Origin of the sequence: Kosakonia sp. (assembly GCF_032104925.1) — a bacterium.
In the GTDB taxonomy this organism is placed as follows: domain Bacteria; phylum Pseudomonadota; class Gammaproteobacteria; order Enterobacterales; family Enterobacteriaceae; genus Kosakonia.
Window position 1 is genome coordinate 288,083 of record NZ_DAMCGF010000005.1, and the last position, 26,138, is coordinate 314,220.

Genomic DNA, 26,138 nt, shown 5'->3' on the forward strand with positions numbered 1-26,138 from the left:
TCTCTTTCAGGCGCTGTATATCAGCGAATGACGTGGAGCAGCCATGCCTTATTTACTTGAAATGAAAAATATCACCAAAACTTTTGGTGTCGTAAAGGCGATAGATAACGTCAGCCTGCACCTTAACGCGGGTGAGGTGCTCTCGCTGTGCGGTGAGAACGGTTCGGGTAAATCCACGCTGATGAAAGTGCTGTGTGGGATTTACCCGGCTGGCAGTTACGAGGGAGAAATTATTTTTGCGGGCGAAACCCTGCAAGCCAGCCATATCCGCGACACCGAGCGGAAAGGTATCGCCATCATTCACCAGGAGCTGGCGCTGGTGAAACATTTAACCGTGCTGGAAAACATTTTCCTCGGTACGGAAATCACCCGTCACGGCGTGATGGATTACGACCAAATGACACTGCGCTGCGAAAAATTGCTCAAACAGGTGAGCCTGTCGATTTCGCCGGATACCCGGGTGGGCGATTTAGGGCTCGGGCAACAGCAACTGGTCGAAATCGCCAAAGCGCTGAACAAACAGGTGCGGCTGCTTATCCTTGATGAACCCACCGCTTCGCTGACCGAGCAGGAAACCGCCGTGTTGCTGGATATCATCCGCGACCTGCGCAACCACGATATCGCCTGCGTTTACATTTCCCACAAGCTGAATGAAGTCAAAGCGATATCGGACACCATCTGCGTTATCCGTGATGGCAAGCATATCGGTACGCGTGATGCCGCTGGCATGAGCGAAGACGACATCATCACGATGATGGTAGGTCGCGAACTGACCGCGCTCTATCCCAATGAACCGCATGCGACAGGCGAGGAGATCCTGCGCGTTGAACATCTTACCGCCTGGCATCCGGTAAACCGCCATATCAAACGGGTGAACGATATTTCATTCAGCCTGAAGCGCGGCGAGATCCTTGGCATCGCCGGGCTGGTCGGCGCCGGGCGGACCGAAGCGGTGCAGTGCCTGTTTGGCGTCTGGCCGGGGCGCTGGGAAGGGCAAATTTTCCTTGATGGCAAAGCGGTACAGATTCACAACTGCCAGCAGGCTATCGACTTTGGCATTGCCATGGTGCCGGAAGACCGCAAAAAAGACGGCATCGTGCCGGTGATGGCGGTGGGTAAGAACATCACGCTGGCGGCGCTTAACCAGTTTACCGGCGCGTTAAGCAGCCTGGACGACGCCGCCGAACAGGCGTGCATTTTACAGTCGCTCCAGCGGCTAAAAGTGAAAACGTCTTCCCCGGAGCTGGCAATCGGCCGCCTGAGCGGGGGCAACCAGCAAAAGGCGATTCTCGCCCGCTGCCTGTTACTCAACCCGCGCATCCTGATCCTCGATGAACCCACGCGCGGTATCGATATCGGCGCGAAATACGAAATCTACAAACTGATTAACCAATTAGTGCAGCAGGGGATCGCCGTCATCGTTATCTCATCCGAGCTTCCCGAAGTGCTGGGATTAAGCGATCGGGTGCTGGTGATGCATGAAGGCAAGCTAAAAGCCGATCTCATCAATCGTAATCTGACCCAGGAGCAGGTCATGGAAGCGGCGCTGAGGAGCGAACATCATGTCGAAAAGCAACCCGTCTGAAATTAAATTAACTACCGCCTCACCAGGGGCTTTTTCCGGGCTGAAGTCCCTTAACTTACAAGTATTTGTGATGATTGCCGCCATTGTGGTGATCATGCTGTTTTTCACCGGCATGACCGATGGTGCCTACCTGAGCGCGCGTAATATCTCTAACCTGCTGCGCCAAACCGCGATCACCGGCATCCTGGCGGTGGGAATGGTGTTTGTCATTATCTCCGCCGAAATTGACCTCTCCGTTGGCTCCATGATGGGGTTGCTCGGCGGTGCGGCGGCGATTTTCGATGTCTGGCTGGGCTGGCCGCTGCCGCTAACCGTGGCGGTAACACTGGTGCTCGGCCTGCTGCTCGGTGCCTGGAACGGCTGGTGGGTGGCGTATCGCAAAGTCCCTTCATTTATCGTCACGCTGGCCGGGATGCTGGCTTTTCGCGGCGTGCTGATCGGCATTACTAACGGCACCACGGTTTCCCCCACCAGCGCGGCAATGTCGCAGATTGGCCAAAGCTATCTACCAGACGGCGTAGGTTTCGGCGTAGGCCTGCTGGGCCTGGTGGCTTTTGTACTCTGGCAGTGGCGCGGGCGTATGCGTCGGCAGACGCTGGGGCTGGCAACGTCACCCTCATCAACAGCGGTTGGACGTCAGGCAATTATCGCAGTGATCGTGCTGGGAGCCATTTGGCTGCTGAATGATTACCGGGGTGTCCCCACTCCGGTACTGCTGCTGGCGTTTTTACTGCTGGCGGGCATGTTTATGGCGACGCGCACCGCGTTTGGCCGCCGTATTTACGCTATTGGCGGCAACCTGGAAGCGGCACGGCTTTCCGGCATTAACGTCGAGCGCACCAAACTTGCGGTATTTGCCATTAACGGATTGATGGTGGCGATTGCCGGCTTGATCCTCAGTTCGCGCCTCGGGGCAGGCTCACCTTCCGCCGGAAACATCGCCGAACTGGACGCCATTGCCGCTTGTGTGATTGGCGGCACCAGCCTTGCAGGCGGTATTGGTAGCGTCGCGGGTGCGGTAATGGGCGCGTTTATTATGGCGTCGCTGGATAACGGCATGAGCATGATGGATGTGCCGACGTTCTGGCAATACATCGTCAAAGGGGCCATTTTGCTGCTGGCTGTGTGGATGGATTCCGCCACCAAACGGCGGGCCTGAAAACTGTGAATTAAGGCGCGATCACACGGCCGGATCTTTTTTATTTATCAGTTTGATGAATATGATAATGAGATCGGATGGAAAGTCAGGAAGCAAACCAACATGTTTGAGAAGCGCCATCGCATCACATTGTTATTTAATGCCAATAAAGCCTACGACCGCCAGGTTGTCGAAGGGGTCGGCGAGTATTTGCAAGCCTCGCAATCCGAGTGGGATATTTTCATTGAAGAGGATTTTCGCGCCCGTATTGAAAATATCAAAGAGTGGCTGGGCGATGGCGTGATCGCCGATTATGACGATCGGGACATTGAGCGTCTGCTGGCGGATGTCGACGTGCCAATTGTCGGCGTGGGCGGCTCTTATCACACCCCGGAGCACTACCCGCCGGTGCATTACATCGCGACCGACAACTACGCGCTGGTGGAGAGCGCGTTTTTGCATCTGAAAGAGAAAGGCGTGCACCGTTTTGCGTTCTACGGCCTGCCGTCCTCCAGCGGCAAACGTTGGGCGGCAGAACGTGAGCACGCCTTCTGCCAGTTAGTGGCGCAAGAGAAGTACCGCGGCGTGGTTTACCAGGGGCTGACCACAGCGCCTGAGAACTGGCAACATGCGCAAAACCGGCTGGCGGACTGGCTGCAAACGCTGCCGCCGCAGACCGGCATTATCGCCGTGACCGACGCCCGCGCACGTCATGTTCTGCAAGTGTGTGACCATTTACATATTCCGGTGCCGGAAAAACTGTGCGTGATCGGCATCGATAACGAAGAACTCACCCGCTATCTCTCGCGCGTTGCGCTCTCTTCCGTGGCACAGGGAACCCGGCAAATGGGCTACCAGGCGGCGAAGCTACTGCATCGTCTGCTGGATAACGAAACCATGCCGTTACAACGGTTGCTGGTGCCACCGGTACGCGTGGTGGCGCGGCGCTCGACGGATTACCGCTCGCTGAACGACCCGGCGGTGATTCAGGCGATGCATTACATTCGCAATCACGCCTGTAAAGGCATCAAAGTGGATCAGGTGCTGGATGCTGTCGGCATCTCGCGTTCCAACCTGGAAAAGCGCTTTAAAGAAGAGGTCGGTGAGACGATTCACGCGGTAATTCATGCGGAGAAACTGGAAAAGGCGCGTAGCCTGCTGATATCGACATCGCTCTCGATCAATGAAATCTCACAGATGTGCGGCTACCCGTCGCTGCAATATTTCTATTCGGTGTTTCGTAAAGAGTACGACAGCACACCAAAAGACTATCGCGACCGCTATAGCGAAATCCTTATTTAGCACAAAGAAAAACGCCTTCCGGCTGGAAGGCGTTTACAGAGCTGATATTACATATGGGCGGCGATTAACTGCTGATTGTCCTGATACATGGCAAACAGGTAGTTGTTGTAACTCTCGCCACGGGTTGAGTAACCCTTCAGCTTGTGAATCATGTTGGTCGCCGTCACTTCCTGATCCGCTTTACGCAGCTGCGCACGGGATTTACGGAATGACGCATAGGCCGTGTGCGTATTCAGGTTGGTGACGTAAGCATCCACCGATTCCTGGAGGGAGTTAAAGTGAGAGTAACCTTTCACTTTGCCAGCCCCGTTTTTACAGGCACCTTTCGCACATTTCATGCCAAACAGATTATTGTTGGTACGCGCCAGTTTTGACGTGCCCCAACCACTTTCCGCTGCCGCCATAGTCGCAACCATGCTGTCCGGGATAATGTCTACACGCTCCAGCAGGGCGTTCCATGGAATACGGCGCGTATTCCCGTTCCAGCTGATTTTGTAGCGTTGCGTAATATCCTTCAGACGCGCGCGCTCGGCAGGCGACCATTGGCTATTGTACTGTTTTGACAGCAACCAGTTACGCTCGGCGGTAATCGCAGAGTTTTTACTGGTGATATAAGGCATTACCGTCCGGAGAAACGCTTTTTTCCTTGGTGTTCCGGAAGGGTATTTTCGCAAATCAGGAAGTGAACTACTTTTTACACTATTGCGAGAATACTCTTGTTTACTGCTTGCCTGTTTTTTTACGCTTGCCTTAGTGACGTGGGCTTTGTGACTCGCTGTTTCTGTGTGCGTCTTCGCCAGCACCCCACCTGAAAATATCAAGGTGGAAAACATGAGTATCGTGGCCCCAAGTCGTCGCATGGGTATCGATATCATTAGGTCTCCTGGTCGGATATGAACATTCCAACACCTTCTTTTTTGCATGATTTTGAGAGCTGAATCTCAAATCATACCAAAAATAGCCTGCAAGAGCACGTACAGAAATAATCCAATTCTGAAATCATGTCACCAGGAAACTGCACACAAAACGGACAATCTCTTATAAATGTGGCGGTTATCGCAAATCTAAACCGACAATCTATGCGCGATCGCTCACCCTGCGCCCTCCTCCCTGGCGATTACGACCAGGGAGGAGTTTCCCCGGTAAACGGAGTGGCAAACTGGGGAAAATCGCCATCACTGGGACATCCAATGAAACACTCCGCGTTTTTACTGCTGTTGCTTCCCGGCATCGCTCTCGCCGACTGGTCCGCCGCTGGTTTTCCCCCTTTAACTGACGACGGCACCGGCCTCTGGCGCAGCCAGGCCGCGCTGAAAAAAGGCGAGCATCCAATCGCGTTACAGCAGGGTCAGCAGTGCTGGCAGCCCGCCAGCGGCATCAAGCTGAACCAAATGCTTTCGTTGAAGCCTTGCAGCGGCAGTGCGCCGCAGTGGCGGATATTCCGTGATGGCGATTACCAGATACAGCTCGATACCCGCTCCGGCACACCAACGTTGCTGCTCAGTGTCAAAAGCGAGGCCAGCGATACGCCTGCCAAACTAGCGCGCCAGTGTCCGGTGCGTGACGATAAGCCGCTGACCGTGCCTGTTGGCAACACCTTCCCGGAAGGCAGCCTGGTACGCGATTTCTACAGCCAGCAAACCGCCACGGTACGCGACGGGAAAATTACCCTGCAACCCGCAGCGGAAAGTGACGGTCTTCTGCTGCTGGAAAAAGCGCAAACGCAGGGTGCAGCTCCGTTCGAATGGCATAACGCCACGGTCTATTTCGTGCTTACCGATCGCTTTGTGAATGGTAATCCCGCCAATGACAACAGCTACGGGCGGCATAAAGATGGGATGCAGGAGATTGGCACTTTTCACGGCGGCGACCTGCAAGGGCTAACCAGCAAACTGGATTACTTGCAGCAACTGGGAGTCAACGCGTTATGGATAAGTTCGCCGCTGGAGCAGATCCACGGCTGGGTTGGCGGTGGTACAAAAGGGGATTTCCCCCACTATGCCTACCACGGTTATTACACGCAGGACTGGACACGCCTCGACGCCAATATGGGCAGCGAAGACGATCTGCGTAAACTAGTTGATGAAGCGCACCAGCGCGGCATTCGCGTGCTGTTTGATGTGGTGATGAATCACACCGGCTATGCGACGCTGGCCGATATGCAAACCTTCCAGTTCGGCGCGCTGTATCTGAAAGACGAGGAGCGCAAGAAAATCCTCGGCGAGCACTGGACAGACTGGCGTCCCGCCGCCGGGCAAAGCTGGCACAGCTTCAATGATTACATCAACTTTAGCGATAAAACCGCCTGGCAGAACTGGTGGGGCAAAAACTGGATCCGCACTGATATCGGCGATTATGACAACCCCGGTTTTGACGACCTCACCATGTCGCTGGCGTTTTTGCCGGATCTGAAAACCGAATCCACCACCCCTTCCGGGCTGCCGGTGTTTTATCGCCACAAACCGGATACGCGCGCACGCGAAATCGCAGGGTTTACACCGCGCGATTACCTTACTCATTGGCTCAGCGAGTGGGTGCGCGAGTACGGCATTGACGGTTTTCGCGTTGATACGGCTAAACATGTCGAGCTGGCAGCCTGGCAACAATTAAAAACGCAGGCCACGGCGGCGCTCGCCGAATGGAAAAAGACCAATCCGCAGAAAAAAATCGATGACGCCCCTTTCTGGATGACCGGCGAATCCTGGGGCCACGGTGTGATGCAGAGTGATTACTACCGCCATGGCTTTGATGCGATGATCAATTTTGACTATCAGCAACAGGCCGCCGACGCGGTATCGTGTCTGGCGAATATGGATACTGTCTGGCAACAGATGGCCGACAAATTGCAAAGCTTTAATGTACTGAGCTATCTCTCCTCGCACGATACCCGCTTGTTCCGCGAGGGCGGCCAGCAAGCCGCAGAGCTTTTGCTGCTCGCCCCCGGCGCGGTGCAGATCTTTTACGGTGATGAAAGCGCGCGGCCGTTTGGCCCGACAGGATCCGATCCGCTACAAGGTACGCGATCGGATATGAACTGGCAGGATCTCGACGGCAAAAGTGCCGCCGGCCTGCGGCACTGGCAAACATTGGGCCAGTTCCGCGCGCGCCACCCGGCGCTGGGCATGGGCAAACAGACCACGCTTACGCTGCCGCAGGGCTACGGTTTTGTGCGTGAACAGGGTGATGACAAAGTGATGGTGGTCTGGGCGGGCGCGGCTCGCCACTGAGCCATAAAACAAATATCAGCATAATATATCGCTAAACCGCTATCGATAAGAATTAAGAGTGGAAAAGGCGCATCGGCGGCGATTTGCACCTCGCCGTCCGGAGCGCTATGGTTAGCCACTTTGATCCGCAGCCCGACAGAGCAGTAGCGATGACATTTTCACTTTTCGGCGACAAATTTACCCGCCATGCAGGCATTACGCGCCTGATGGAGGATCTCAACGACGGTTTACGCACCCCTGGCGCTATCATGCTCGGCGGTGGTAACCCGGCACAAATCCCGGCGATGACCGATTACTTCCACAACCTGCTTGCAGACATGGTGGAAAACGGCAAAGCGACTGATGCGCTGTGCAATTATGACGGCCCGCAGGGTAAAACGGAGCTACTGACGGCGCTGGCAGGTATGCTGCGTGAAGAGTTAGGTTGGGATATTGAGCCACAGAATATTGCACTAACAAACGGCAGCCAGAGCGCGTTTTTCTACTTGTTCAACCTGTTTGCTGGCCGTCGCGCCGATGGAAGCACCAGAAAAGTGCTTTTCCCGCTGGCACCGGAGTACATCGGCTATGCCGATTCCGGGCTGGAAGAAGATCTGTTTGTCTCCGCACGCCCCAATATTGAACTGCTGCCGGACGGGCAGTTTAAGTACCATGTCGATTTTGAACACCTGCATATTGGCGAAGAGACCGGCATGATCTGTGTCTCGCGCCCAACCAACCCCACCGGCAACGTGATCACCGACGAAGAGCTGATGAAGCTGGATGTACTGGCGAATCAGCACAATATTCCGCTAGTGATTGATAACGCTTACGGCGTCCCTTTCCCTGGCATTATCTTTAGCGAAGCGCGCCCGTTGTGGAATCCGAACATTATTCTGTGCATGAGCCTGTCGAAGCTGGGCCTGCCGGGCAGCCGCTGCGGCATCATCATCGCCAGCGAAAAAATCATCTCCGCCATTCGCAATATGAACGGCATTATCAGCCTCGCGCCAGGCGGCATTGGCCCGGCGATGATGTGCGAAATGATTAAGCGTAAAGATTTGCTGCGCCTTTCTGAAGAGGTGATCAAACCGTTTTACTACCAGCGGGTACAGGAAACGATCGCCACGCTGCGTCGCTATTTACCGGAAGAGCGCTGCCTTATTCACAAACCGGAAGGGGCGATTTTCCTCTGGCTGTGGTTTAAAGACCTGCCGATCAGCACCGAGCTGCTGTATCAACGGCTGAAAAAACGCGGCGTGCTAATGGTGCCTGGCGACTACTTCTTCCCGGGGCTGGATAAACCCTGGCCGCACACGCATCAGTGCATGCGCATGAACTATGTGCCGGAGCCGGAGCTTATCGAAGCGGGCGTGAAGATCCTTGCCGAAGAGATTGAAAAAGCCTGGCAGGAAAACTAAAGCAAATATGCTGAATTAAGCCCTCTGTCGAGGGCTTTTTTTATCACTAACGAAAACGGGCGCATTAGTACCGAGTTTGCTTTGCCTGACGTCTGCGGATTTAACGCGCGCAGAACTGGCAGCAGCTTTTCTTTACGGTTGGCGGGTTTTCCGCTGCTTTGGTCATTCACACCGATTTGCTGGCTAGAGCAGCTGGCTTTGTAGCCGGTTCTCGCGAAGTTGTGCCGGGTTTATGCAACACAGCGCGTTGGTCGGGCAGGCTTCGACACAGGCCGGGCCGTTTTCGCGATGCTGGCACAGATCGCATTTCAGTGCCTGCGCCCGGTTCTCAACGCGCATCACCTGCATGGCACCAAACGGGCAGGCAATCATGCAGCTTTTGCAGCCGATACAGCGCGATTGCTCAACCAGCACCGCCCCATTGGCCCGACCTATAGCACCGACCGGGCAGACATTGGCGCAGGGTGCGTCTTCGCAATGATGGCAGGTGACGGCAGTGGAGAAATCGCCTGTTTTCACCACGCGGATGCGTGCAGAAAAGGTCGCGGGCTTCACACCCGAGCAGTCCTGATTATCTTCATGCGACACCACACACGCCACTTCGCAGGTGCGACAGCCAATGCATTTGGCCGCATCAGCGATAATAAAACGGTTCATTCCCCACTCCACCGGGCACGAAAACGACAAGGGTGCCAGAAAAAACCGCCGCAATGCTTTGATCGCAAGCGGGAAAGCCGCCAGTTTTGTCATTTGCCTGAACATTTCCGGCAATCTGTATCACGCGCTCAAAATGTTGCTAAATGTACGCAGAAAACGTTCGCCAGTGTGCTTGGCACCTGCTTATCACGTTCCAGAGAATTCGCCCCCGATATCGGCTTACTTGCGCTTAACGTCAGATTTTCCGTTGGGATCGGGGGGAATGATTGAAGGTGATAATCGGCGCGTCCTGTCGGTGAGGCGCTTTTGCGAGGGGGATGCGGCTGGCGAAAAATCGCCAGCCTGAGGGTTGATCACTCTTTGAGGAATAACGCCTTGTCGCGCAGGATGTGGTCATTGCCACGGCGGCGGGTAAAACCAATGCGGTCGAAATATTCCAGGATCTGAATCGCCAGTTTGCGCCCCACATTCAACGTATCGCGAAAATCCGCCGCGCTGGTCGAACCGCGCGCTTCATCAAGATCGCGGATCATGCTCGCAAAAGTCACAATGCGATCGTTGCGGTAATAACGATCTTTGACGATCGCCGTAATCAGCCCCTGCTGTGCCGCCTGTCGTAATACGCCGCGCATCACCTGTTCATCCACACCGATTTCGCGGGCTAAATCCCGCACCCACCAGGGTTCGTCGCCAAACAGCGGTGAGACTTTTTGCCAAAGCTGGGCCTGCTCGTCGCTGAAACCCGCTTTATGCTCCGGCAAGTGCAGCCAGCCGTGGTGGCTGTGGATATCGCCGCTCTCCCGCATCAGTTCAATCAGCGTTAATACCAGCGCTTCATCTTCCATCGGCAGCGCCATACGTCGCAGGCGTTCGCGCCCTGGACCCGGCTCTTCGCGGTGCTGTTCATGGTAAGTCGCCAGCGTGTCCAGCAACTTACGCTGCCAGCGCGCCGCCACTGGCGCATTAAGCAGGTTATCACCCGCCCGGATAAAACCGGGGTTATCGAGTAACGCCGCCAGCCCGCTGCTGCTTAACTGGCGCGCCCAGCCAAACGCGCGCAGATCCACTGCTCCGCGCGATAAATGCACGGCCAGCGCCTGGGCGTCGTCTTTGGTCTGCGCCAGTTCACCAATCCACGCCAGGTAATCTGCCTTGCGTTTACCGCGACGCGGCGAGTTCAGCGTCACCACGCGCGCCCCCGCAAGCGTCGTGCGCGCGGAGATATCGCGCAGCACCAGCAGATCGTTGTCCGCCAGCCACAGCGGCGTATCGAGCACCAGTTCGGCAAGGCCATTTTCCAGCAGCGACACGCGCCCGGTAACATGGCTGGCGGCATGATGAATATGCAATGGCTGCCATTGCGTCAGCGGAACGTGAGTTTGCAGGGCGACAATCAGCCGCTCAGTCGGTTCGTCGGGCTGCTGCGACAACAGCCAGTCACCGCGGCTGAGCGCCTCTTTTTCCGCATCACCGGCAATATTCAGCGCGATGCGTTGCCCGGCATGAGCGTGTTCAACTGGTTGATTCTGCGCATGTAACCCACGCACGCGCATCGGTGTATTCGCCCCGGTCAGCCACAGCGTATCGCCTACGCGGACATCGCCGGAAAGCGCCGTTCCCGTTACCACCAACCCCGCACCTTTCACCGTGAAAGCACGATCGAGCGCCAGGCGGAAACGCTGATGCTCAGGATGGGCGCGTTCTGGCAACTGCAACAGATGTTCACGCAGCTCAGCAATGCCGCGCTGTTCCGTGGCGGCGGTGACAAACAGCGTCGCCTGTGGGTAACCAAAGGCCTGGAGCGTGTTTTGTACTTCCGCGCGCACGTCGGCAATGCGTGCCTCATCCACGCGATCGGCCTTCGTTAGCGCTACCGTCAGCGCCGGGTTGCCGGTCAGTTGTAAAATCGCCAGATGCTCACGCGTCTGCGCCATCACGCCATCGTCACACGCCACCACCAGCAGGGCGTGGTCAATGCCGCCAACGCCCGCCAGCATATTAGAGAGGAATTTTTCATGTCCTGGCACATCAATAAAACCCGGCACGCGGCCATCCGGCTGCGGCCAGTAGGCATAACCGAGATCGATGGTCATGCCACGTTTTTTCTCTTCCGGCAGGCGATCGGCATTCACGCCCGTAATGGCTTCAATCAGGGTGGTTTTGCCGTGGTCGACGTGCCCGGCAGTGGCAATAATCATTTCAGCAACATCTCCAGCAAGCGGGATTCATCATCAACACAGCGACAGTCCAGCCACAGGCGACCATCGTAAATACGGCCAATCACCGGCTGCGGCAGCGCCCGCCACTGCGCGGCCAGCGCCTCCACACGACGGCCGCTGCCATCGCGCGGAGTAAACGTCAGCGCCGCACCCGGCAACCTGTCAACCGGCAGCGAACCGCTGCCAATTTGTGACAGGCAGGCTTCCACGCGCAGATCAAATTTGTGATAACGCGCCGTCAACGCCGTGCATAAGCGCTGCGCCTGCTCGCGAATTTCCGCCTCCGGGCGGGTTAAGTAACGCAGCGTCGGCAGGCTCTCAGCGAGTTTTTCCGGGTGCAGATAGAGGCGTAACGTCGCCTCCAGCGCCGCCAGCGTCATTTTATCCGCCCGCAGCGCGCGTTTTAACGGATGTTGCTGCAACTGCTCAACCAACGCTTTTTTGCCCACGATAATGCCCGCCTGCGGACCGCCGAGCAGCTTATCGCCGGAGAAACTCACCAGGCTGACACCAGCGGCAATCAGCGTTTGCGGCATCGGTTCCTGCGGCAAACCGTAGCGGCTTAAATCGACCAGCGAACCACTGCCGAGATCGACAATCACCGGTAGCGCATGCTCTTCGCCCAGCGCCACCAGCTCCGCTTCATCCACCGCTTTGGTAAAGCCTTCGATATGATAATTACTGGTGTGGACTTTCATCAGCAGCGCGGTGCTGTCGTTAATCGCCTGGCGATAGTCTTTCGCATGCGTGCGGTTGGTGGTGCCGACTTCGTGCAGTACACAGCCCGCCTGGCGCATCACGTCCGGAATGCGAAACGCACCACCAATTTCCACCAGTTCGCCGCGCGACACCACCACTTCGCGGCCAGCCGCCGTGGCCGCCAGCATCAGCAACACCGCTGCGGCATTGTTATTAACGATACAGGCGTCTTCCGCGCCGGTAAGCTCACAGAGAAGATCGGCCAGGGCGCGATCGCGATGACCACGCCCCGCGCCGTCGAGATCATATTCGAGCGTCACCGGCGAGCCCATTACCTGCGCGACGGCATCAATAGCGGCCTGCGCTTGTACCGCGCGGCCTAAATTCGTGTGCAGCACCGTACCGCTCAGGTTAAACACCGGGCGCAGCGCGCTGCTGTCGCGCTGTTCCAGCCGCTGTTGCGCCGCCGCTGCCCAGTCGGAGCACCAGGCAGGTAACGTTTGTGCTTCACGGATCTGCGCGCGCGCCTCGTCCTGAAGCTGACGCAGCGTTTGCGCCACGCGACTGTGGCCGAAAGTGGCTAATAAAGTGGCGAACGCCTCGTCACGTAACAGGCGATCGGTCGAAGGGATCTGGCTGTAAAGAGTTGTCATGAAAAGGCCTGGCTATGAGTTGCCCCCTCCCGTCAGGGGGTTTGACGTGAGGGGATTGTACAGTGACTTGCTCAGGCGAACATCATGCTTATCAAGCCTTCGGCGGTTCGGTGCGGGCGAAACTCTCGCGCTGGAACAGATTTTCCACCAGCTTTACCAGCAGTGGACGATCAACACACCAGCCGGGTGAAACATGGCGGAAATTGAGATAACTAATGGCGCAGGCAATTGCCACTGTCGCCAGATTCAGGTCGTCCACGCCCAGCGTGCCATCTTTAAGATAGTTTTCCAGCGCATCCAGCCCGCGCGAAACCTTTTCCCGCTGGCGTAACAGTTCAGTCTCCGACTGCTGTTCGACCGGGCGCGCCAGCTCGCGAACCGAGACCAGCGCCGCATCCATAATGCCATCGGCCAGCGCTTCGAGTTGGCGAATTTTCAATGCCGCTTTGCGATCGGTGGGCAGCATGGCCGGAGCGATATTCAGTAAATCAATGTATTCCGCGATGATCGGCGAGTCGTACCACACTTCGCCATCATCGGTTACCAGCGCCGGAACTTTGCCAAGCGGGTTGTACTGCGCCACGCTATTAACGGCGTTGTAAGGCTGTTCATTGATAAATTCGAAGGTGATGCCCTTTTCCAGCAGGATCACCGATATTTTACGTACAAAAGGGCTGGTATAGCTGCCGATCAGTTTCATTGCCTTCTCCGTTTCCGCCAACAAAAACCTAAGTATGAACGAGCGGGCGCAGAATGTTTCATCAGGATGAAAACTTCTGCCGCTAACGTACGTATTGCCGCAGGCTGTGAAAGGAAGTTACAGGTTCTGCTGGTCGTCAAAAACACAGTTTGCTGGCGATCACATTCGGAAAAGTCCTGACGAAAATATCTTGTGATCTATATCACAAATACATAACAAACCGTCGAGCATAAAATGTGAATAACATCACACTTACAGGCTCATAACGTCCAGATTTTGCGCTTTGTTCTTTTTTTACACTGATTTTATGTGATGAATATCACACTAAATGGTGGCATACCCCCTGCTTTAGTGTGATCTGAATCACATAAAAACCCACCATCTGGACAGTCACGTGATTCGGTGCGAGATTTCGCCTCACAGATAACCCAGGTCCGGCTACCTCTGCCGCCACGTTAACAACAAACCTCGGGCTTCCGGCCTGTGCGATAGCAAACATAAGAAGGGGTGTTTTATGTCATCCGATATCAAGATCAAGGTGCAAAGCTTTGGTCGTTTTCTCAGCAATATGGTGATGCCGAACATCGGCGCGTTCATCGCGTGGGGGATCATCACCGCATTGTTTATTCCTACAGGGTGGTTGCCTAACGAGACGCTGGCGAAACTCGTTGGCCCAATGATTACTTATCTGCTGCCGCTGCTCATCGGTTACACCGGTGGTCGTCTGGTGGGCGGCGATCGTGGCGGCGTTGTCGGCGCGATCACCACCATGGGCGTTATCGTTGGTGCGGATATGCCGATGTTCCTCGGCGCGATGATCGCAGGTCCGCTGGGCGGCTGGGCGATTAAACACTTTGATAGCTGGGTCGACGGTAAGATCAAATCCGGTTTCGAAATGCTGGTGAATAACTTCTCCGCTGGCATCATCGGTATGATCCTCGCCATTCTGGCGTTCCTCGGCATTGGCCCTGCGGTTGAAGTGCTGTCCAAAATTCTGGCGGCCGGCGTTAACTTCATGGTGGCGCACGAAATGCTGCCGCTGGCGTCTATCTTTGTTGAACCGGCGAAAATCCTGTTCCTCAACAACGCCATCAACCACGGTATCTTCTCGCCGCTGGGTATTCAGCAATCGCATGAACTCGGCAAGTCCATCTTCTTCCTGATCGAAGCGAACCCGGGTCCGGGTATGGGCGTACTGCTGGCGTATATGTTCTTTGGTCGCGGCAGCGCTAAACAGTCTGCTGGCGGCGCGGCTATCATCCACTTCCTGGGTGGTATCCACGAAATTTACTTCCCGTATGTGCTGATGAACCCGCGTCTGCTGCTTGCCGTAATCCTCGGTGGTATGACTGGCGTGTTCACCCTGAGCGTACTGAACGGCGGTCTGGTCTCTCCGGCTTCTCCGGGTTCCATCCTGGCGGTGCTGGCGATGACGCCAAAAGGCGCGTACTTCGCGAACCTGACGGCAATCTTTGCTGCCCTGATTGTCTCTTTCGTTATCTCTTCTATCCTGCTGAAAACCAGCAAAGTGAAAGAAGAAGACGAAGACATCGAAGCGGCAACCCGTCGTATGCAGGACATGAAAGCACAGTCTAAAGGCGCAACCCCGCTGGCGGCTGGCGACGTGACCAACGACCTGAGCCACGTGCGTAAAATCATCGTCGCATGTGACGCCGGTATGGGTTCCAGCGCCATGGGCGCGGGCGTGCTGCGTAAGAAAGTGCAGGATGCGGGTCTGAGCAACATCTCTGTCACCAACAGCGCGATTAATAGCCTGCCGTCTGACGTTGACCTGGTGATTACGCACCGCGATCTGACCGAACGCGCAATGCGCCAGGCGCCGCAGGCGCAGCATATTTCGCTGACCAACTTCCTCGACAGCGGCCTGTACACCAGCCTGACCGAACGTCTGGTTGCTGCTCAGCGCCATACGGACAACGAAGCCAAAGTGACCAGCAGCCTGCAGGACAGCTTTGATGCGCCTGACAGCAACCTGTTCAAGTTGAGCGCGGATAACATCTTCCTTGGCCGCACGGCGAGCACTAAAGAAGAAGCCATCCGTTTTGCCGGTGAGCAACTGGTGAAAGGCGGCTACGTTCAGCCGGAATATGTTGATGCGATGCTGGAACGCGAAAAACTGACCCCGACCTATCTGGGTGAGTCCATCGCGGTACCGCACGGCACAGTGGAAGCGAAAGATCGCGTACTGAAAACTGGCGTGGTGTTCTGCCAGTACCCGGAAGGTGTTCGCTTCGGTGAAGACGAAGATGACATCGCCCGTCTGGTGATCGGCATCGCGGCACGTAACAATGAGCACATCCAGGTCATCACCAGCCTCACTAACGCGCTGGATGACGAGACCGTGATTCAGCGTCTGGCGCACACCACCAGCGTTGAAGAAGTGCTGGCACTGCTCGGCAAGTAATCGGTTTTCCTCCCTCTCCCCACGGGGAGAGGGCTAGGGTGAGGGGAAATATTTGCGGTTCCTCACCCCAGCCCTCTCGGGTAAAAACATTGATAAAGGTTAAGACTATGAAAGCATTACATTTTGGCGCAGGTAATATCGGACGTGGCTTTATCGGCAAGTTGCTCGCCGACGCGGGGATTGAACTGACGTTCGCCGATGTGAATCAGGTGGTGCTCGACGCCCTTAATGCCCGTCATAGCTATCAGGTGCATGTGGTTGGTGAAAAAGAGCAGGTCGATACCGTCTCCGGCGTTAACGCCGTGAGCAGCATTGGCGACGAAGTTGTCGACCTGATTGCACACGTTGATCTGGTGACCACGGCGGTCGGCCCGGTGGTGCTGGAACGCATCGCCCCGGCTATCGCCAAAGGCCTGGCAAAACGTAAAGCGCAGGGCATTAACACACCGCTGAACATTATCGCTTGTGAAAATATGGTGCGCGGCACCACGCAGTTGAAAGGGCATGTCATCAACGCACTGGCGGACGCCGACAAAGCCTGGGTTGAAGAACACGTTGGCTTCGTAGATTCCGCCGTTGACCGTATTGTTCCGCCGTCGGCATCCGCGACTAACGATCCGCTGGAAGTAACGGTTGAAACCTTCAGCGAGTGGATTGTCGATAAAACCCAGTTCAAGGGCGCGCTGCCGAACATTCCGGGTATGGAATTAACTGATAACCTGATGGCATTTGTTGAACGTAAGCTCTTCACGCTGAATACCGGGCATGCTATAACCGCGTACCTTGGAAAACAGACCGGCCATCAAACCATTCGCGACGCAATTCTGGATGCCAATATCCGTGCGGTTGTGAAAGGCGCAATGGAAGAGAGCGGCGCGGTGCTGATCAAACGTTATGGCTTCGATGCCGACAAGCATGCTGCGTACATTCAGAAAATCCTGGGCCGTTTTGAAAACCCCTATCTGAAAGACGATGTTGAGCGCGTTGGTCGTCAACCGCTGCGTAAACTGAGCGCGGGCGATCGCCTGATCAAACCCCTGCTCGGCACGCTGGAGTACAACCTGCCGCACGCCAACCTGGTGAAAGGCATTGCCGCTGCCATGCATTACCGCAGCGAGCAGGATCCGCAGGCGCAGGAGCTGGCTCAGCTTATCGAAGAGAAAGGCCCGCAAGCCGCGCTGGCGCAGGTTTCCGGCCTGGATGCTCACAGTCCGGTCGTTAACGAAGCCGTCAGCGCCTATAACGCCATGGCATGATGCCGACGATGGCGCGGGAGATCCCGCGCCAGTTAACGAAATTGTCAGATATGCAGGCAATAATGGAAAAAACGCAGGCTTTCGAAAACCGTGTTCTCGAGCGTCTGAATGCTGGCAAAACCGTGCGAAGCTTTTTGATCGCCGCCGTTGAGTTACTCAACGAAGCTATCAATATTCTGGTGTTGCAGGTATTTCGCAAAGATGACTACGCGGTGAAATACGCTGTAGAGCCGCTGCTTGACGGAGATGGACCGCTGGGCAATTTGTCCGTGCGTTTAAAGTTGATTTACGGTCTGGGTGTCATTTCCCGCCCGGAATACGAAGACGCAGAGCTGTTGATGGCGCTGCGTGAAGAGCTTAACCACGATGGCACAGAGTACGCATTTACCGATGATGAGATCCTCGGGCCATTTGGTGAGCTGCACTGTGTTGCCGCCCTGCCGCCAACGCCGGTGTTTGATACCAGTGACGCCAGGCTTTTAGCCATGCAAAAACAGCGCTACCAGCAAGTCGTGCGTTCAACCATGGTGCTCTCTCTGACCGAGCTTATTTCCCGTATCAGCTTAAAAAAAGCATTCCAGAAATAACCTGCGCCATAAATACTGTATCCTTATCGTTTTACTCCCCAACGAATTGAGTCCCATGAAAGAAGTCGAAAAAAACGAAATCAAGCGTCTGAGCGACCGCCTCGACGCGATTCGCCACCAGCAGGCGGATCTCTCCTTAGTTGACGCAGCAGAAAAATACGCGGAACTGGAAAAAGAGAAAACCACGCTGGAAAGCGAAATCGCCCGTCTGCGTGAGCAGTACACGCAAAAGCTGAGCAAAGAAGCGCAGAAACTGATGAAAATGCCGTTTCGCCGCGCCATCAGCAAAAAAGAGCAGGCCGACCTCGGCAAGCTGAAGAAAAGCATCCGTGGTCTGGTGGTCGTACACCCGATGACTGCGCTGGGCCGCGAAATGGGTCTTGATGCAATGACCGGCTTCGCCAACAGCGAGTTCTGATCCTTTCTTTAACAGCCCTGGCCACACGCTAGCGCCAGGGCTGTTTAATTGGCCCTACCAATTCCTGCTGTTCCTCTCCCTGGTTCACAAATCCATCAAATCCCGTCACAGATATATTGCTTGCCAGCAACATCTGGATAACCATTCGTTATCACAACCCCTACACAACCCAACTGGCAGGACCACTTTTACAGAACATGTGACGCAGAGCTAAGCGCAGACTTGCCGCTCGCCGGTTTTGTTGTGGTTCTCAGGAGACCTGCATGAATCTCTGGCAACAGAATTACGACCCGGCTGGCAACCTTTGGCTTTCCAGCTTAATTGCATCGCTACCGATCCTGTTTTTCTTTTTTGCGCTGATAAAGCTCAAACTGAAAGGCTATGTGGCCGCCAGTTGGACTGTCGTTATCGCCCTTGGCGTGGCGCTGATGTTTTACCATATGCCGCTTGATCACGCGCTGGCCTCGGTGGTTTATGGCTTCTTTTACGGACTATGGCCGATTGCGTGGATCATTATCGCCGCCGTTTTTGTCTACAAAATCTCGGTCAAAACCGGGCAGTTCGACATTATCCGGTCTTCGATTTTGTCGATTACCCCCGACCAGCGCCTGCAAATGCTGATTGTCGGCTTTTCTTTCGGCGCGTTTCTGGAAGGGGCAGCGGGCTTTGGCGCGCCGGTCGCCATTACCGCCGCGTTGCTGGTGGGCTTAGGTTTTAACCCGCTGTATGCCGCGGGCTTGTGTCTGATCGTCAACACCGCGCCGGTCGCCTTTGGCGCAATGGGTATTCCAATCCTGGTTGCCGGACAGGTTACCGGGCTGGACAGTTTTGAAATCGGCCAGATGGTTGGCCGCCAGTTACCGTTCCTGACCATTATCGTGCTGTTCTGGATCATGGCGATTATGGACGGCTGGCGCGGCATTAAAGAGACCTGGCCGGCGGTGATTGTCGCGGGTGGCTCGTTTGCTATCGCCCAGTATCTGAGCTCCAACTTTATCGGCCCGGAACTGCCGGACATCATCTCATCGCTGGTTTCGCTGGTCTGCCTGACGTTGTTCCTCAAACGCTGGCGTCCGGTGCGCATCTTCCGCTTCGGCGATATGGGCGCATCGCAGGTGGATCTCGATTTAAAACGCACCCAATACAGCGGCGGGCAGATCCTGCGCGCCTGGTCACCGTTCCTGTTTTTGACCGCTACCGTGACGCTGTGGAGCGTGCCGCCGTTTAAGGCGCTGTTCGCCCCTGGTGGTGCACTGTATGACTGGGTATTGACCCTTTCTGTACCGCACCTCGACAAGCTGGTCGCGCGTATGCCGCCGGTGGTGAGCGCCGCCACGCCTTACGCTGCGGTATATAAATTTGACTGGTTCTCCGCCACTGGCACCGCCATTCTGTTTGCCGCTATTTTGTCGATTATCTGGCTACGCATGAAGCCGAAAGATGCCGTCACGACCTTTACCAGCACGCTGCGCGATCTGGCGCTGCCGATTTACTCGATTGGTATGGTGCTGGCCTTCGCCTTTATCTCTAACTACTCCGGGCTGTCATCGACGCTGGCACTGGCACTGGCGCACACCGGCAGTGCCTTCCCCTTCTTCTCGCCATTCCTCGGCTGGCTGGGCGTCTTCCTGACCGGTTCAGATACCTCTTCCAACGCGCTCTTCGCGGCGCTGCAAGCCACGGCGGCGCAGCAAATTGGTGTGTCGGATGTGCTGATGGTGGCGGCGAATACCACGGGTGGCGTTACCGGCAAGATGATTTCGCCGCAGTCGATCGCCATTGCCTGTGCGGCGGTGGGGCTGGTGGGCAAAGAGTCCGACCTGTTCCGTTTTACTGTTAAACACAGCCTGATTTTCACCTGCATGGTGGGGGTGATTACTACACTTCAGGCCTATGTTCTGACCTGGATGATCCCATGAAAGTGTTACCCAGACGCCTGACAGACGAGGTTGCCGATCGTGTGCGGGCGCTGATTGCTGAACAACAACTGGAAGCGGGCATGAAATTGCCCGCAGAGCGCCAGCTCGCCGTACAGCTTGGCGTGTCGCGCAACTCGTTGCGTGAAGCGTTATCAAAACTGGTCAGCGAAGGCCTGCTGCTCAGCCGTCGCGGCGGCGGTACGTTTGTGCGCTGGCAGCATGACGACTGGTCGGAGCAAAACATCGTCCAGCCGCTGAAAACGCTGCTGCATGATGACCCGGATTACAGTTTCGATATTCTTGAAGCGCGCCACGCCATTGAAGCCAGTACCGCCTGGCACGCGGCGATGCGCGCCACCGAGGCCGATAAAGAGAAAATTGTGCTGTGCTTTGAAGCCACACAATCCGACGACCCGGATCTCGCCTCGCAGGCCGATGTGCGTTTCCATCTCGCCATCGCCGAGGCTTCGCATAACGTGGTGTTATTGCAAACCATGCGCGGGTTCTTCGACCTGCTGCAATCCTCGGTAAAACAGAGCCGCCAGCGTATGTACCTCGTTCCGCCAGTGTTTTCACAACTGACCGAACAGCACCAGGCGGTGATGAACGCCATTCTTGCCGGAGACGCCGATGGCGCGCGCCAGGCGATGATGGCGCATCTCGGCTTCGTGCATACCACTATTCGCAAATTCGATGAAGATCAGGCCCGCCAGGCACGCATCACCCGCCTGCCCGACGAGCAGCACATTCACTCCAGGGAGAAAAAAGCATGATTATTTCCGCAGCCAGCGACTATCGCGCGGCGGCTAAACGCATTTTGCCGCCGTTCTTGTTTCACTATATCGATGGCGGCGCGTATGCCGAATACACCCTGCGCCGCAACGTTGAAGACCTGTCCCAGGTGGCGCTGCGCCAGCGGGTGCTGAAAGACATGTCTGAACTGAGCCTCGAAACCACGTTATTTAATGAAAAGTTATCAATGCCGGTGGCGCTGGCCCCGGTTGGCTTGTGCGGCATGTACGCCCGGCGCGGTGAAGTGCAGGCGGCGGGCGCGGCGGATGCGAAAGGCATTCCTTTTACGCTCTCGACAGTGTCCGTCTGTCCGATTGAAGAGGTTGCGCCGACAATTAAGCGCCCGATGTGGTTCCAGTTATATGTGCTGCGCGATCGCGGCTTTATGCGTAATGCGCTGGAGCGGGCGAAAGCCGCCGGTTGCTCAACGCTGGTGTTCACCGTGGATATGCCTACCCCAGGCGCGCGCTACCGCGATGCCCATTCCGGTATGAGCGGCCCGAATGCGGCGCTGCGCCGTTATCTGCAATCGGTGCTGCATCCGCAGTGGGCGTGGGATGTCGGCGTTAATGGCCGCCCGCACGATCTGGGGAATATCTCCGCCTATCTCGGCAAGCCGACCGGGCTGGAGGATTACATTGGCTGGCTGGCGAAGAATTTTGATCCGTCGATTTCGTGGAAAGACCTGGAGTGGATCCGCGAATTCTGGGATGGCCCGATGGTGATCAAAGGGATCCTCGACCCGGAAGATGCCCGCGACGCGGTACGTTTTGGCGCAGACGGCATTGTGGTTTCTAACCACGGCGGCCGCCAGCTCGACGGTGTGCTCTCTTCCGCCCGCGCGCTTCCGGCGATTGCCGATGCGGTGAAAGGCGATATCACCATCCTGGCCGACAGCGGCATCCGTAACGGGCTGGATGTGGTGCGCATGCTGGCGCTTGGCGCAGATTCCGTCCTGCTGGGCCGCGCGTATCTGTATGCGCTGGCAACGCATGGTCGCCAGGGCGTGGCGAATCTGCTGGATCTGATTGAGAAAGAGATGCGCGTGGCGATGACGCTGACCAGCGCGAAATCGATTCGCGACATCAGCAAAGATTCGCTGGTACAGGGGCTGAACCAGTTACCTGCCGGGCTGGCACCGTTGTCACATGGCGACGCCGCCTAGAGAGTGCTATCCTGCCCCCGCTATTAAGGGGGCAGTATGTTAAACATCGTTTTATTCGAACCTGAAATCCCGCCAAATACCGGGAATATCATCCGTTTGTGCGCCAATACCGGTTTTCGTCTGCATATCATTGAACCGATGGGCTTCACCTGGGACGACAAGCGCCTGCGCCGCGCAGGGCTGGATTACCATGAGTTTGCTGCGGTAAAGCGCCATCATGATTACGCCGCCTTTGTTGAAGCCGAACAGCCGCAACGCTTATTTGCCCTCACAACTAAAGGGACGCCAGCACACAGTGCGGTGAGCTACCAGGATGGTGATTATTTGATGTTTGGCCCGGAAACGCGCGGTCTGCCAGCGACTATCCTTGACGCACTGCCGCCAGAGCAAAAAATCCGCATTCCGATGATGCCGGACAGCCGCAGCATGAACCTGTCGAATGCCGTATCGGTGGTGGTGTATGAAGCCTGGCGCCAGCTCGGTTACCCGGGCGCGGTGCTGCGTAGCTGAAGGGAAATTAACGGGCGACGTCAACACGTTATCCGACCTGCGGATAGCGATGCCTGTCATGACGGACGCATTTATTTTTCTGCGCTACTGGCGAAACGCGCAGCGAAGAAAACCGGCGCGAACACAGAATCCTGGGGATTATTTGCTTCGCGCCTCCTGCGGATGTTCAACGCGCTGTCGCGTTTCGCGCACGGCTCTGGTTCAGACTGGCGAGTAAAATAGCCACGCAATTAAATCCCGTCGCCGTACTCGAACCCGTGGTTGATCCCGTTGAAATGCTGATCCATATCCATTGATGGTTTGTCGCTTTCCGGTTTGCCGACAATCCGCGCCGGCACGCCTGCTGCCGTGGTATGCGGCGGCACCGGTTGCAATACCACCGAACCCGCGCCAATTTTCGCCCCACGGCCCACTTCGATGTTGCCGAGAATTTTGGCACCCGCGCCAATCATCACCCCTTCGCGGATTTTCGGATGGCGATCGCCGCTGGTTTTGCCGGTCCCGCCAAGCGTGACCGATTGCAGGATCGACACGTCATCTTCAATGACTGCCGTTTCGCCCACCACGATGCCTGTTGCGTGGTCGAGCATAATCCCACGGCCAATTCGCGCCGCCGGGTGAATATCGACCTGGAAACTGACCGACACCTGGTTTTGCAGGAAAATCGCCAGCGCCTCGCGTCCCTGCGTCCACAGCCAGTGCCCAATACGGTATGCCTGTAGCGCGTGGAAACCTTTCAGATAGAGTAGCGGCGTGGAATATTTATCCACCGCCGGGTCGCGCGTGCGCACGGCCTGGATATCACAGGCGGCGGAGGCGATCATTTCCGGGTCGGCAGCATAGGCTTCTTCGACGACTTCACGAATGGCTATCGCGGGCATAATCGGCGAGGCAAGCTTGTTCGCCAGCATATAGCTCAGTGCGCTGCCGAGGTTTTCGTGCTTGAGTAATGTCGCGTGGTAAAAACTGGCCAGCATTGGCTCACACTCCGCCAGTGCCCGGGCTTCGGCTTTGATATTTTTCCAGACCAGATCCAGTTCTTCACACGGCATTGCTTACTCCAGACGTGATAAGACGACAGGCTGGTCTGCGCCAGCCTTATCGTGAGTTCAAAAAGAGTCCCTGCGACTAAGGGGTTAGTGCTCTTCCTTGCGGGCACGACCTAATAGGGTCAATGCTGCCTCGCGCGCATTTTTTCCGCAATACAATACCTGATAAATTTCCTCGGTTATTGGCATTTCGACGCCAAACCGGTGCGCCAGCGCGCGCACTTCTTTGGTATTGCGGTAACCTTCGACCACCTGGCCAATCTTATCCTGGGCGCTTTGTACGTCCATGCCCTGGCCAAGCATCATGCCGAAGCGGCGGTTGCGCGACTGGTTGTCGGTACAAGTCAGCACTAAATCGCCTAAACCCGCCATGCCCATAAAGGTGGCAGGATCGGCACCCAGCGCGGCACCGAGACGTGACATTTCGGTCAAACCACGGGTGATCAGCGCTGTACGCGCATTGGCACCAAAGCCAATGCCGTCGGACATGCCCGCGCCAATCGCAATGACGTTTTTCACCGCGCCGCCCAGTTGCACGCCGATGAAATCCGGGTTGCTGTAGACGCGGAAACTTTTGCCGCAGTGAAGGAGCTGCTGTAAATCCTCAGCGAACTGGGGATCCGCAGAAGCGAGGGAAATCGCCGTTGGCAGACCCGCCGCCAGCTCTTTGGCAAATGTCGGGCCGGAAATCACCGCCAGCGGAATATCCGGGCCTAACACTTCGCGCGCCACCTCTTCGAGCAGACGCCCGGTTTCGGCTTCCAGCCCTTTTGTCGCCCAGACGATACGCGCATCATCGCGCATGAGCGGCTTGATTTGCGCCAGCACATCGCCAAAGACGTGGCTTGGCACCACCACCAGGATATTACGGCTGGCGGAAAGCGCGCGGGCAAGATCGCTCTCTAATTGCAGCGTGTCGGGGAAAGGCACATCGGGGAGGAACGCGGCGTTGCAACGGTCGTGTTGCAGGGTCGCGATATGTTTTGGGTCATGGCCCCACAGCACAACCGGGTGGCCATTTCTTGCCAGCGTGATGGCAAGAGCGGTGCCGTAAGAGCCGGCACCGATCACAGTCATTGCAGCATTAAGTGCGTTCATCAGGCATCCTGATGTTGTTCGGCACCTTCGCCAGTCTGCTGTTGCAGGTAGTTCATGAACAGCGCATCAAAATTCACTGGCGCAAGGTTCAGTTGCGGGAAAGTACCGCGGGAAACCAGGCTGGTGATGCACTCGCGGGCATACGGGAACAGAATGTTCGGGCAGTATGCACCCAGGCAGTGCGCCATCTGCGTTCCTTCGATACCGTCGATAGAGAAGATACCGCCCTGCTGTACTTCGCACAGGAAGCCAGTTTCTTCGCCCAGAGAAGCGGTCACGGTAACGCGCAGAACCACTTCATAAACACCTTCCGCCAGTTGGGTGGAGGCGGTGTCGAGATCCAGTTTCACTTCCGGCTGCCACTCTTTCTGGAAGATGTGTGGCGCATTCGGCGCTTCGAAAGAGATATCTTTCGTGTAGATACGCTGAATCTGGAAAGTCATTTCGGTGTTGTTTTGTTCAGACATGAGTGAATAACCCTTAAGTGTTGTAGTGCTCTAAAAGCATTAACGCAACAGCGGATCCAGCCCGCCACGCGCGTCCAGCGCATATAAATCGTCGCAGCCACCAATGTGCTGCGCATCAATAAAAATCTGCGGAACCGTCGTACGGCCACTACGTTGAATCATCTCTTCGCGTTTTACCATATCACCGTCGATCGGCAGCTCAGCAAAAGCAACACCTTTGCTGTTCAGCAGCGCTTTTGCGCGGTGGCAAAACGGGCAAGTCGCTTTCGTGTAGATCTCAATATTGGCCATATCTCTTCTCCGATGTTTACCCGTGGGTAAATTATTTACCGCGAACTAACGGCAGGTTTTCGCCCATCCAGCCAGAGATACCGTCTTTCAGCACAAAGACCTTCTCGAAACCAGCTTTCACCAGCTCGTTCGCCGGGGTCTGGGCCTGCATGCCGGTACCATCAACAACGATAATCGGCGCGCTTTTGTGTTTTTCAAGCTCACCTACATTATTGGCTTTGATCTCGTTTGGCAGCAAATTCACCGCGCCTGCGATGTGACCTTTACGGAAATCATCACGCTGGCGTAAGTCCACTACCACGGCATCTTCTTTATTAATGAGGCGCGTAGCTTCGCCGCGAGAAATCACTTTCACTTTAGACGCAATGCCCTTGAAAGTGGTAAACAGCACAGCACCGAACAACGCAATCCAGGCGATACACAGGATTGGGTTGCGGCCAATAAATTGCATAATTTCTTGCATCTGGGGTTACAACTCCGGACTTAGTGATTAAAAACCAGCAAGGAGTATACCTGCGCAGTGGGGCAAATACAGCCAGCCAGCGCGACGGAATGCATTTTCTGCGGAGTGTTACAAAAAA

Annotated in this window: 23 protein-coding genes; 13 read left to right on the forward strand and 10 right to left on the reverse strand. The window is 56.0% G+C overall.

Annotated elements, in window-relative coordinates; translation table 11 throughout:
• Positions 1 to 43 precede the first annotated feature (43 nt).
• The 3 genes from RT644_RS12945 to xylR all read left to right on the forward strand — a co-directional run bounded on the left by RT644_RS12945 (position 44) and on the right by xylR (position 4,025).
• Positions 44 to 1,585 (forward strand): xylose ABC transporter ATP-binding protein, encoded by a 1,542-nt coding sequence (locus tag RT644_RS12945; RefSeq protein WP_097406417.1) that lies wholly within the window; start codon positions 44 to 46, stop codon positions 1,583 to 1,585.
• Positions 1,563 to 2,744: a xylose ABC transporter permease XylH gene (gene xylH / locus RT644_RS12950; RefSeq protein WP_020455714.1), complete on the forward strand. Its 1,182-nt coding sequence runs from the start codon at positions 1,563 to 1,565 to the stop codon at positions 2,742 to 2,744. The genes RT644_RS12945 and xylH overlap by 23 nt, the downstream gene beginning before the upstream one ends.
• A gap of 102 nt (positions 2,745 to 2,846) precedes the next feature.
• Positions 2,847 to 4,025, forward strand: a complete 1,179-nt coding sequence (gene xylR / locus RT644_RS12955) for a D-xylose utilization transcriptional activator XylR (RefSeq protein WP_045507552.1) — start codon at positions 2,847 to 2,849, stop codon at positions 4,023 to 4,025.
• 47 nt (positions 4,026 to 4,072) lie between these two features.
• On the opposite strand, the gene RT644_RS12960 is transcribed toward xylR, so the two are convergent.
• Positions 4,073 to 4,900, reverse strand: a complete 828-nt coding sequence (locus tag RT644_RS12960; RefSeq protein WP_044489523.1) for a protein bax — start codon at positions 4,898 to 4,900, stop codon at positions 4,073 to 4,075.
• A gap of 315 nt (positions 4,901 to 5,215) precedes the next feature.
• Between RT644_RS12960 and RT644_RS12965 the strand changes: the two genes are divergently transcribed.
• Both RT644_RS12965 and avtA read left to right on the forward strand, forming a co-directional pair.
• Complete coding sequence (locus RT644_RS12965; RefSeq protein ID WP_313626939.1) at positions 5,216 to 7,252, forward strand: alpha-amylase; 2,037 nt, start codon at positions 5,216 to 5,218, stop codon at positions 7,250 to 7,252.
• Between the two features lie 149 nt (positions 7,253 to 7,401).
• Complete coding sequence (gene avtA / locus RT644_RS12970) at positions 7,402 to 8,652, forward strand: valine--pyruvate transaminase (RefSeq protein ID WP_349350383.1); 1,251 nt, start codon at positions 7,402 to 7,404, stop codon at positions 8,650 to 8,652.
• A gap of 183 nt (positions 8,653 to 8,835) precedes the next feature.
• On the opposite strand, the gene RT644_RS12975 is transcribed toward avtA, so the two are convergent.
• The 4 genes from RT644_RS12975 to RT644_RS12990 form a co-directional block, all read right to left on the reverse strand.
• A complete protein-coding gene (locus RT644_RS12975; RefSeq protein ID WP_313626941.1) occupies positions 8,836 to 9,309 on the reverse strand; it encodes a 4Fe-4S dicluster domain-containing protein in 474 nt (157 codons plus the stop codon).
• A 353-nt stretch (positions 9,310 to 9,662) separates the two neighbouring features.
• Complete coding sequence (gene selB / locus RT644_RS12980; RefSeq protein ID WP_020455722.1) at positions 9,663 to 11,507, reverse strand: selenocysteine-specific translation elongation factor; 1,845 nt, start codon at positions 11,505 to 11,507, stop codon at positions 9,663 to 9,665.
• Positions 11,504 to 12,880, reverse strand: a complete 1,377-nt coding sequence (selA, locus tag RT644_RS12985; RefSeq protein WP_313626942.1) for an L-seryl-tRNA(Sec) selenium transferase — start codon at positions 12,878 to 12,880, stop codon at positions 11,504 to 11,506. Before selA ends, selB begins: the two co-directional genes overlap by 4 nt.
• Before the next feature lie 91 nt (positions 12,881 to 12,971).
• A complete protein-coding gene (locus RT644_RS12990) occupies positions 12,972 to 13,580 on the reverse strand; it encodes a glutathione S-transferase (RefSeq protein WP_020455724.1) in 609 nt (202 codons plus the stop codon).
• 514 nt (positions 13,581 to 14,094) lie between these two features.
• Between RT644_RS12990 and RT644_RS12995 the strand changes: the two genes are divergently transcribed.
• From RT644_RS12995 to trmL, 8 genes are all read left to right on the forward strand, one after another.
• On the forward strand, positions 14,095 to 16,005 hold the full coding sequence (locus RT644_RS12995) for a PTS mannitol transporter subunit IICBA (RefSeq protein ID WP_020455725.1): 1,911 nt from the start codon (positions 14,095 to 14,097) through the stop codon (positions 16,003 to 16,005).
• Positions 16,006 to 16,112: 107 nt separating this feature from the next.
• Positions 16,113 to 17,261, forward strand: a complete 1,149-nt coding sequence (mtlD, locus tag RT644_RS13000; protein ID WP_313626944.1) for a mannitol-1-phosphate 5-dehydrogenase — start codon at positions 16,113 to 16,115, stop codon at positions 17,259 to 17,261.
• Positions 17,261 to 17,848, forward strand: coding sequence for a mannitol operon repressor MtlR (mtlR, locus tag RT644_RS13005; RefSeq protein WP_044489524.1), 588 nt, complete (start codon positions 17,261 to 17,263; stop codon positions 17,846 to 17,848). Before mtlD ends, mtlR begins: the two co-directional genes overlap by 1 nt.
• 55 nt (positions 17,849 to 17,903) lie before the next feature.
• Complete coding sequence (locus tag RT644_RS13010; RefSeq protein WP_313626945.1) at positions 17,904 to 18,266, forward strand: YibL family ribosome-associated protein; 363 nt, start codon at positions 17,904 to 17,906, stop codon at positions 18,264 to 18,266.
• A gap of 263 nt (positions 18,267 to 18,529) precedes the next feature.
• Complete coding sequence (gene lldP, locus RT644_RS13015) at positions 18,530 to 20,185, forward strand: L-lactate permease (protein ID WP_020455729.1); 1,656 nt, start codon at positions 18,530 to 18,532, stop codon at positions 20,183 to 20,185.
• The gene (gene lldR, locus RT644_RS13020; protein ID WP_045507534.1) at positions 20,182 to 20,958 is read left to right on the forward strand and encodes a transcriptional regulator LldR; all 777 of its coding nucleotides are present in this window, start codon (positions 20,182 to 20,184) and stop codon (positions 20,956 to 20,958) included. Before lldP ends, lldR begins: the two co-directional genes overlap by 4 nt.
• Positions 20,955 to 22,142: an FMN-dependent L-lactate dehydrogenase LldD gene (lldD, locus tag RT644_RS13025; protein WP_020455731.1), complete on the forward strand. Its 1,188-nt coding sequence runs from the start codon at positions 20,955 to 20,957 to the stop codon at positions 22,140 to 22,142. Before lldR ends, lldD begins: the two co-directional genes overlap by 4 nt.
• Positions 22,143 to 22,178: 36 nt before the next feature.
• A complete protein-coding gene (gene trmL / locus RT644_RS13030) occupies positions 22,179 to 22,652 on the forward strand; it encodes a tRNA (uridine(34)/cytosine(34)/5-carboxymethylaminomethyluridine(34)-2'-O)-methyltransferase TrmL (RefSeq protein ID WP_086872455.1) in 474 nt (157 codons plus the stop codon).
• A gap of 230 nt (positions 22,653 to 22,882) precedes the next feature.
• On the opposite strand, the gene cysE is transcribed toward trmL, so the two are convergent.
• From cysE to RT644_RS13055, 5 genes are all read right to left on the reverse strand, one after another.
• Positions 22,883 to 23,704, reverse strand: a complete 822-nt coding sequence (cysE, locus tag RT644_RS13035; protein WP_017458195.1) for a serine O-acetyltransferase — start codon at positions 23,702 to 23,704, stop codon at positions 22,883 to 22,885.
• Positions 23,705 to 23,788: 84 nt separating this feature from the next.
• Positions 23,789 to 24,799, reverse strand: a complete 1,011-nt coding sequence (gene gpsA, locus RT644_RS13040) for an NAD(P)H-dependent glycerol-3-phosphate dehydrogenase (RefSeq protein ID WP_017458194.1) — start codon at positions 24,797 to 24,799, stop codon at positions 23,789 to 23,791.
• On the reverse strand, positions 24,799 to 25,266 hold the full coding sequence (gene secB, locus RT644_RS13045; RefSeq protein ID WP_017458193.1) for a protein-export chaperone SecB: 468 nt from the start codon (positions 25,264 to 25,266) through the stop codon (positions 24,799 to 24,801). The genes gpsA and secB overlap by 1 nt, the downstream gene beginning before the upstream one ends.
• A 39-nt stretch (positions 25,267 to 25,305) precedes the next feature.
• Complete coding sequence (grxC, locus tag RT644_RS13050; RefSeq protein ID WP_020455733.1) at positions 25,306 to 25,557, reverse strand: glutaredoxin 3; 252 nt, start codon at positions 25,555 to 25,557, stop codon at positions 25,306 to 25,308.
• Between the two features lie 31 nt (positions 25,558 to 25,588).
• A complete protein-coding gene (locus tag RT644_RS13055) occupies positions 25,589 to 26,020 on the reverse strand; it encodes a rhodanese-like domain-containing protein (protein WP_017458191.1) in 432 nt (143 codons plus the stop codon).
• Positions 26,021 to 26,138: the final 118 nt, after the last annotated feature.

Bases quoted from the DNA above. Each gene is read 5' to 3' on its own strand.
- RT644_RS12945 (WP_097406417.1), top strand. From the start codon at position 44: ATGCCTTATTTACTTGAAATGAAAAATATCACCAAAACTTTTGGTGTC.
- xylH (WP_020455714.1), top strand. From the start codon at position 1,563: ATGTCGAAAAGCAACCCGTCTGAAATTAAATTAACTACCGCCTCACCA.
- xylR (WP_045507552.1), top strand. From the start codon at position 2,847: ATGTTTGAGAAGCGCCATCGCATCACATTGTTATTTAATGCCAATAAA.
- RT644_RS12960 (WP_044489523.1), bottom strand. From the start codon at position 4,900: ATGATATCGATACCCATGCGACGACTTGGGGCCACGATACTCATGTTT.
- RT644_RS12965 (WP_313626939.1), top strand. From the start codon at position 5,216: ATGAAACACTCCGCGTTTTTACTGCTGTTGCTTCCCGGCATCGCTCTC.
- avtA (WP_349350383.1), top strand. From the start codon at position 7,402: ATGACATTTTCACTTTTCGGCGACAAATTTACCCGCCATGCAGGCATT.
- RT644_RS12975 (WP_313626941.1), bottom strand. From the start codon at position 9,309: ATGAACCGTTTTATTATCGCTGATGCGGCCAAATGCATTGGCTGTCGC.
- selB (WP_020455722.1), bottom strand. From the start codon at position 11,507: ATGATTATTGCCACTGCCGGGCACGTCGACCACGGCAAAACCACCCTG.
- selA (WP_313626942.1), bottom strand. From the start codon at position 12,880: ATGACAACTCTTTACAGCCAGATCCCTTCGACCGATCGCCTGTTACGT.
- RT644_RS12990 (WP_020455724.1), bottom strand. From the start codon at position 13,580: ATGAAACTGATCGGCAGCTATACCAGCCCTTTTGTACGTAAAATATCG.
- RT644_RS12995 (WP_020455725.1), top strand. From the start codon at position 14,095: ATGTCATCCGATATCAAGATCAAGGTGCAAAGCTTTGGTCGTTTTCTC.
- mtlD (WP_313626944.1), top strand. From the start codon at position 16,113: ATGAAAGCATTACATTTTGGCGCAGGTAATATCGGACGTGGCTTTATC.
- mtlR (WP_044489524.1), top strand. From the start codon at position 17,261: ATGCCGACGATGGCGCGGGAGATCCCGCGCCAGTTAACGAAATTGTCA.
- RT644_RS13010 (WP_313626945.1), top strand. From the start codon at position 17,904: ATGAAAGAAGTCGAAAAAAACGAAATCAAGCGTCTGAGCGACCGCCTC.
- lldP (WP_020455729.1), top strand. From the start codon at position 18,530: ATGAATCTCTGGCAACAGAATTACGACCCGGCTGGCAACCTTTGGCTT.
- lldR (WP_045507534.1), top strand. From the start codon at position 20,182: ATGAAAGTGTTACCCAGACGCCTGACAGACGAGGTTGCCGATCGTGTG.
- lldD (WP_020455731.1), top strand. From the start codon at position 20,955: ATGATTATTTCCGCAGCCAGCGACTATCGCGCGGCGGCTAAACGCATT.
- trmL (WP_086872455.1), top strand. From the start codon at position 22,179: ATGTTAAACATCGTTTTATTCGAACCTGAAATCCCGCCAAATACCGGG.
- cysE (WP_017458195.1), bottom strand. From the start codon at position 23,704: ATGCCGTGTGAAGAACTGGATCTGGTCTGGAAAAATATCAAAGCCGAA.
- gpsA (WP_017458194.1), bottom strand. From the start codon at position 24,799: ATGAACGCACTTAATGCTGCAATGACTGTGATCGGTGCCGGCTCTTAC.
- secB (WP_017458193.1), bottom strand. From the start codon at position 25,266: ATGTCTGAACAAAACAACACCGAAATGACTTTCCAGATTCAGCGTATC.
- grxC (WP_020455733.1), bottom strand. From the start codon at position 25,557: ATGGCCAATATTGAGATCTACACGAAAGCGACTTGCCCGTTTTGCCAC.
- RT644_RS13055 (WP_017458191.1), bottom strand. From the start codon at position 26,020: ATGCAAGAAATTATGCAATTTATTGGCCGCAACCCAATCCTGTGTATC.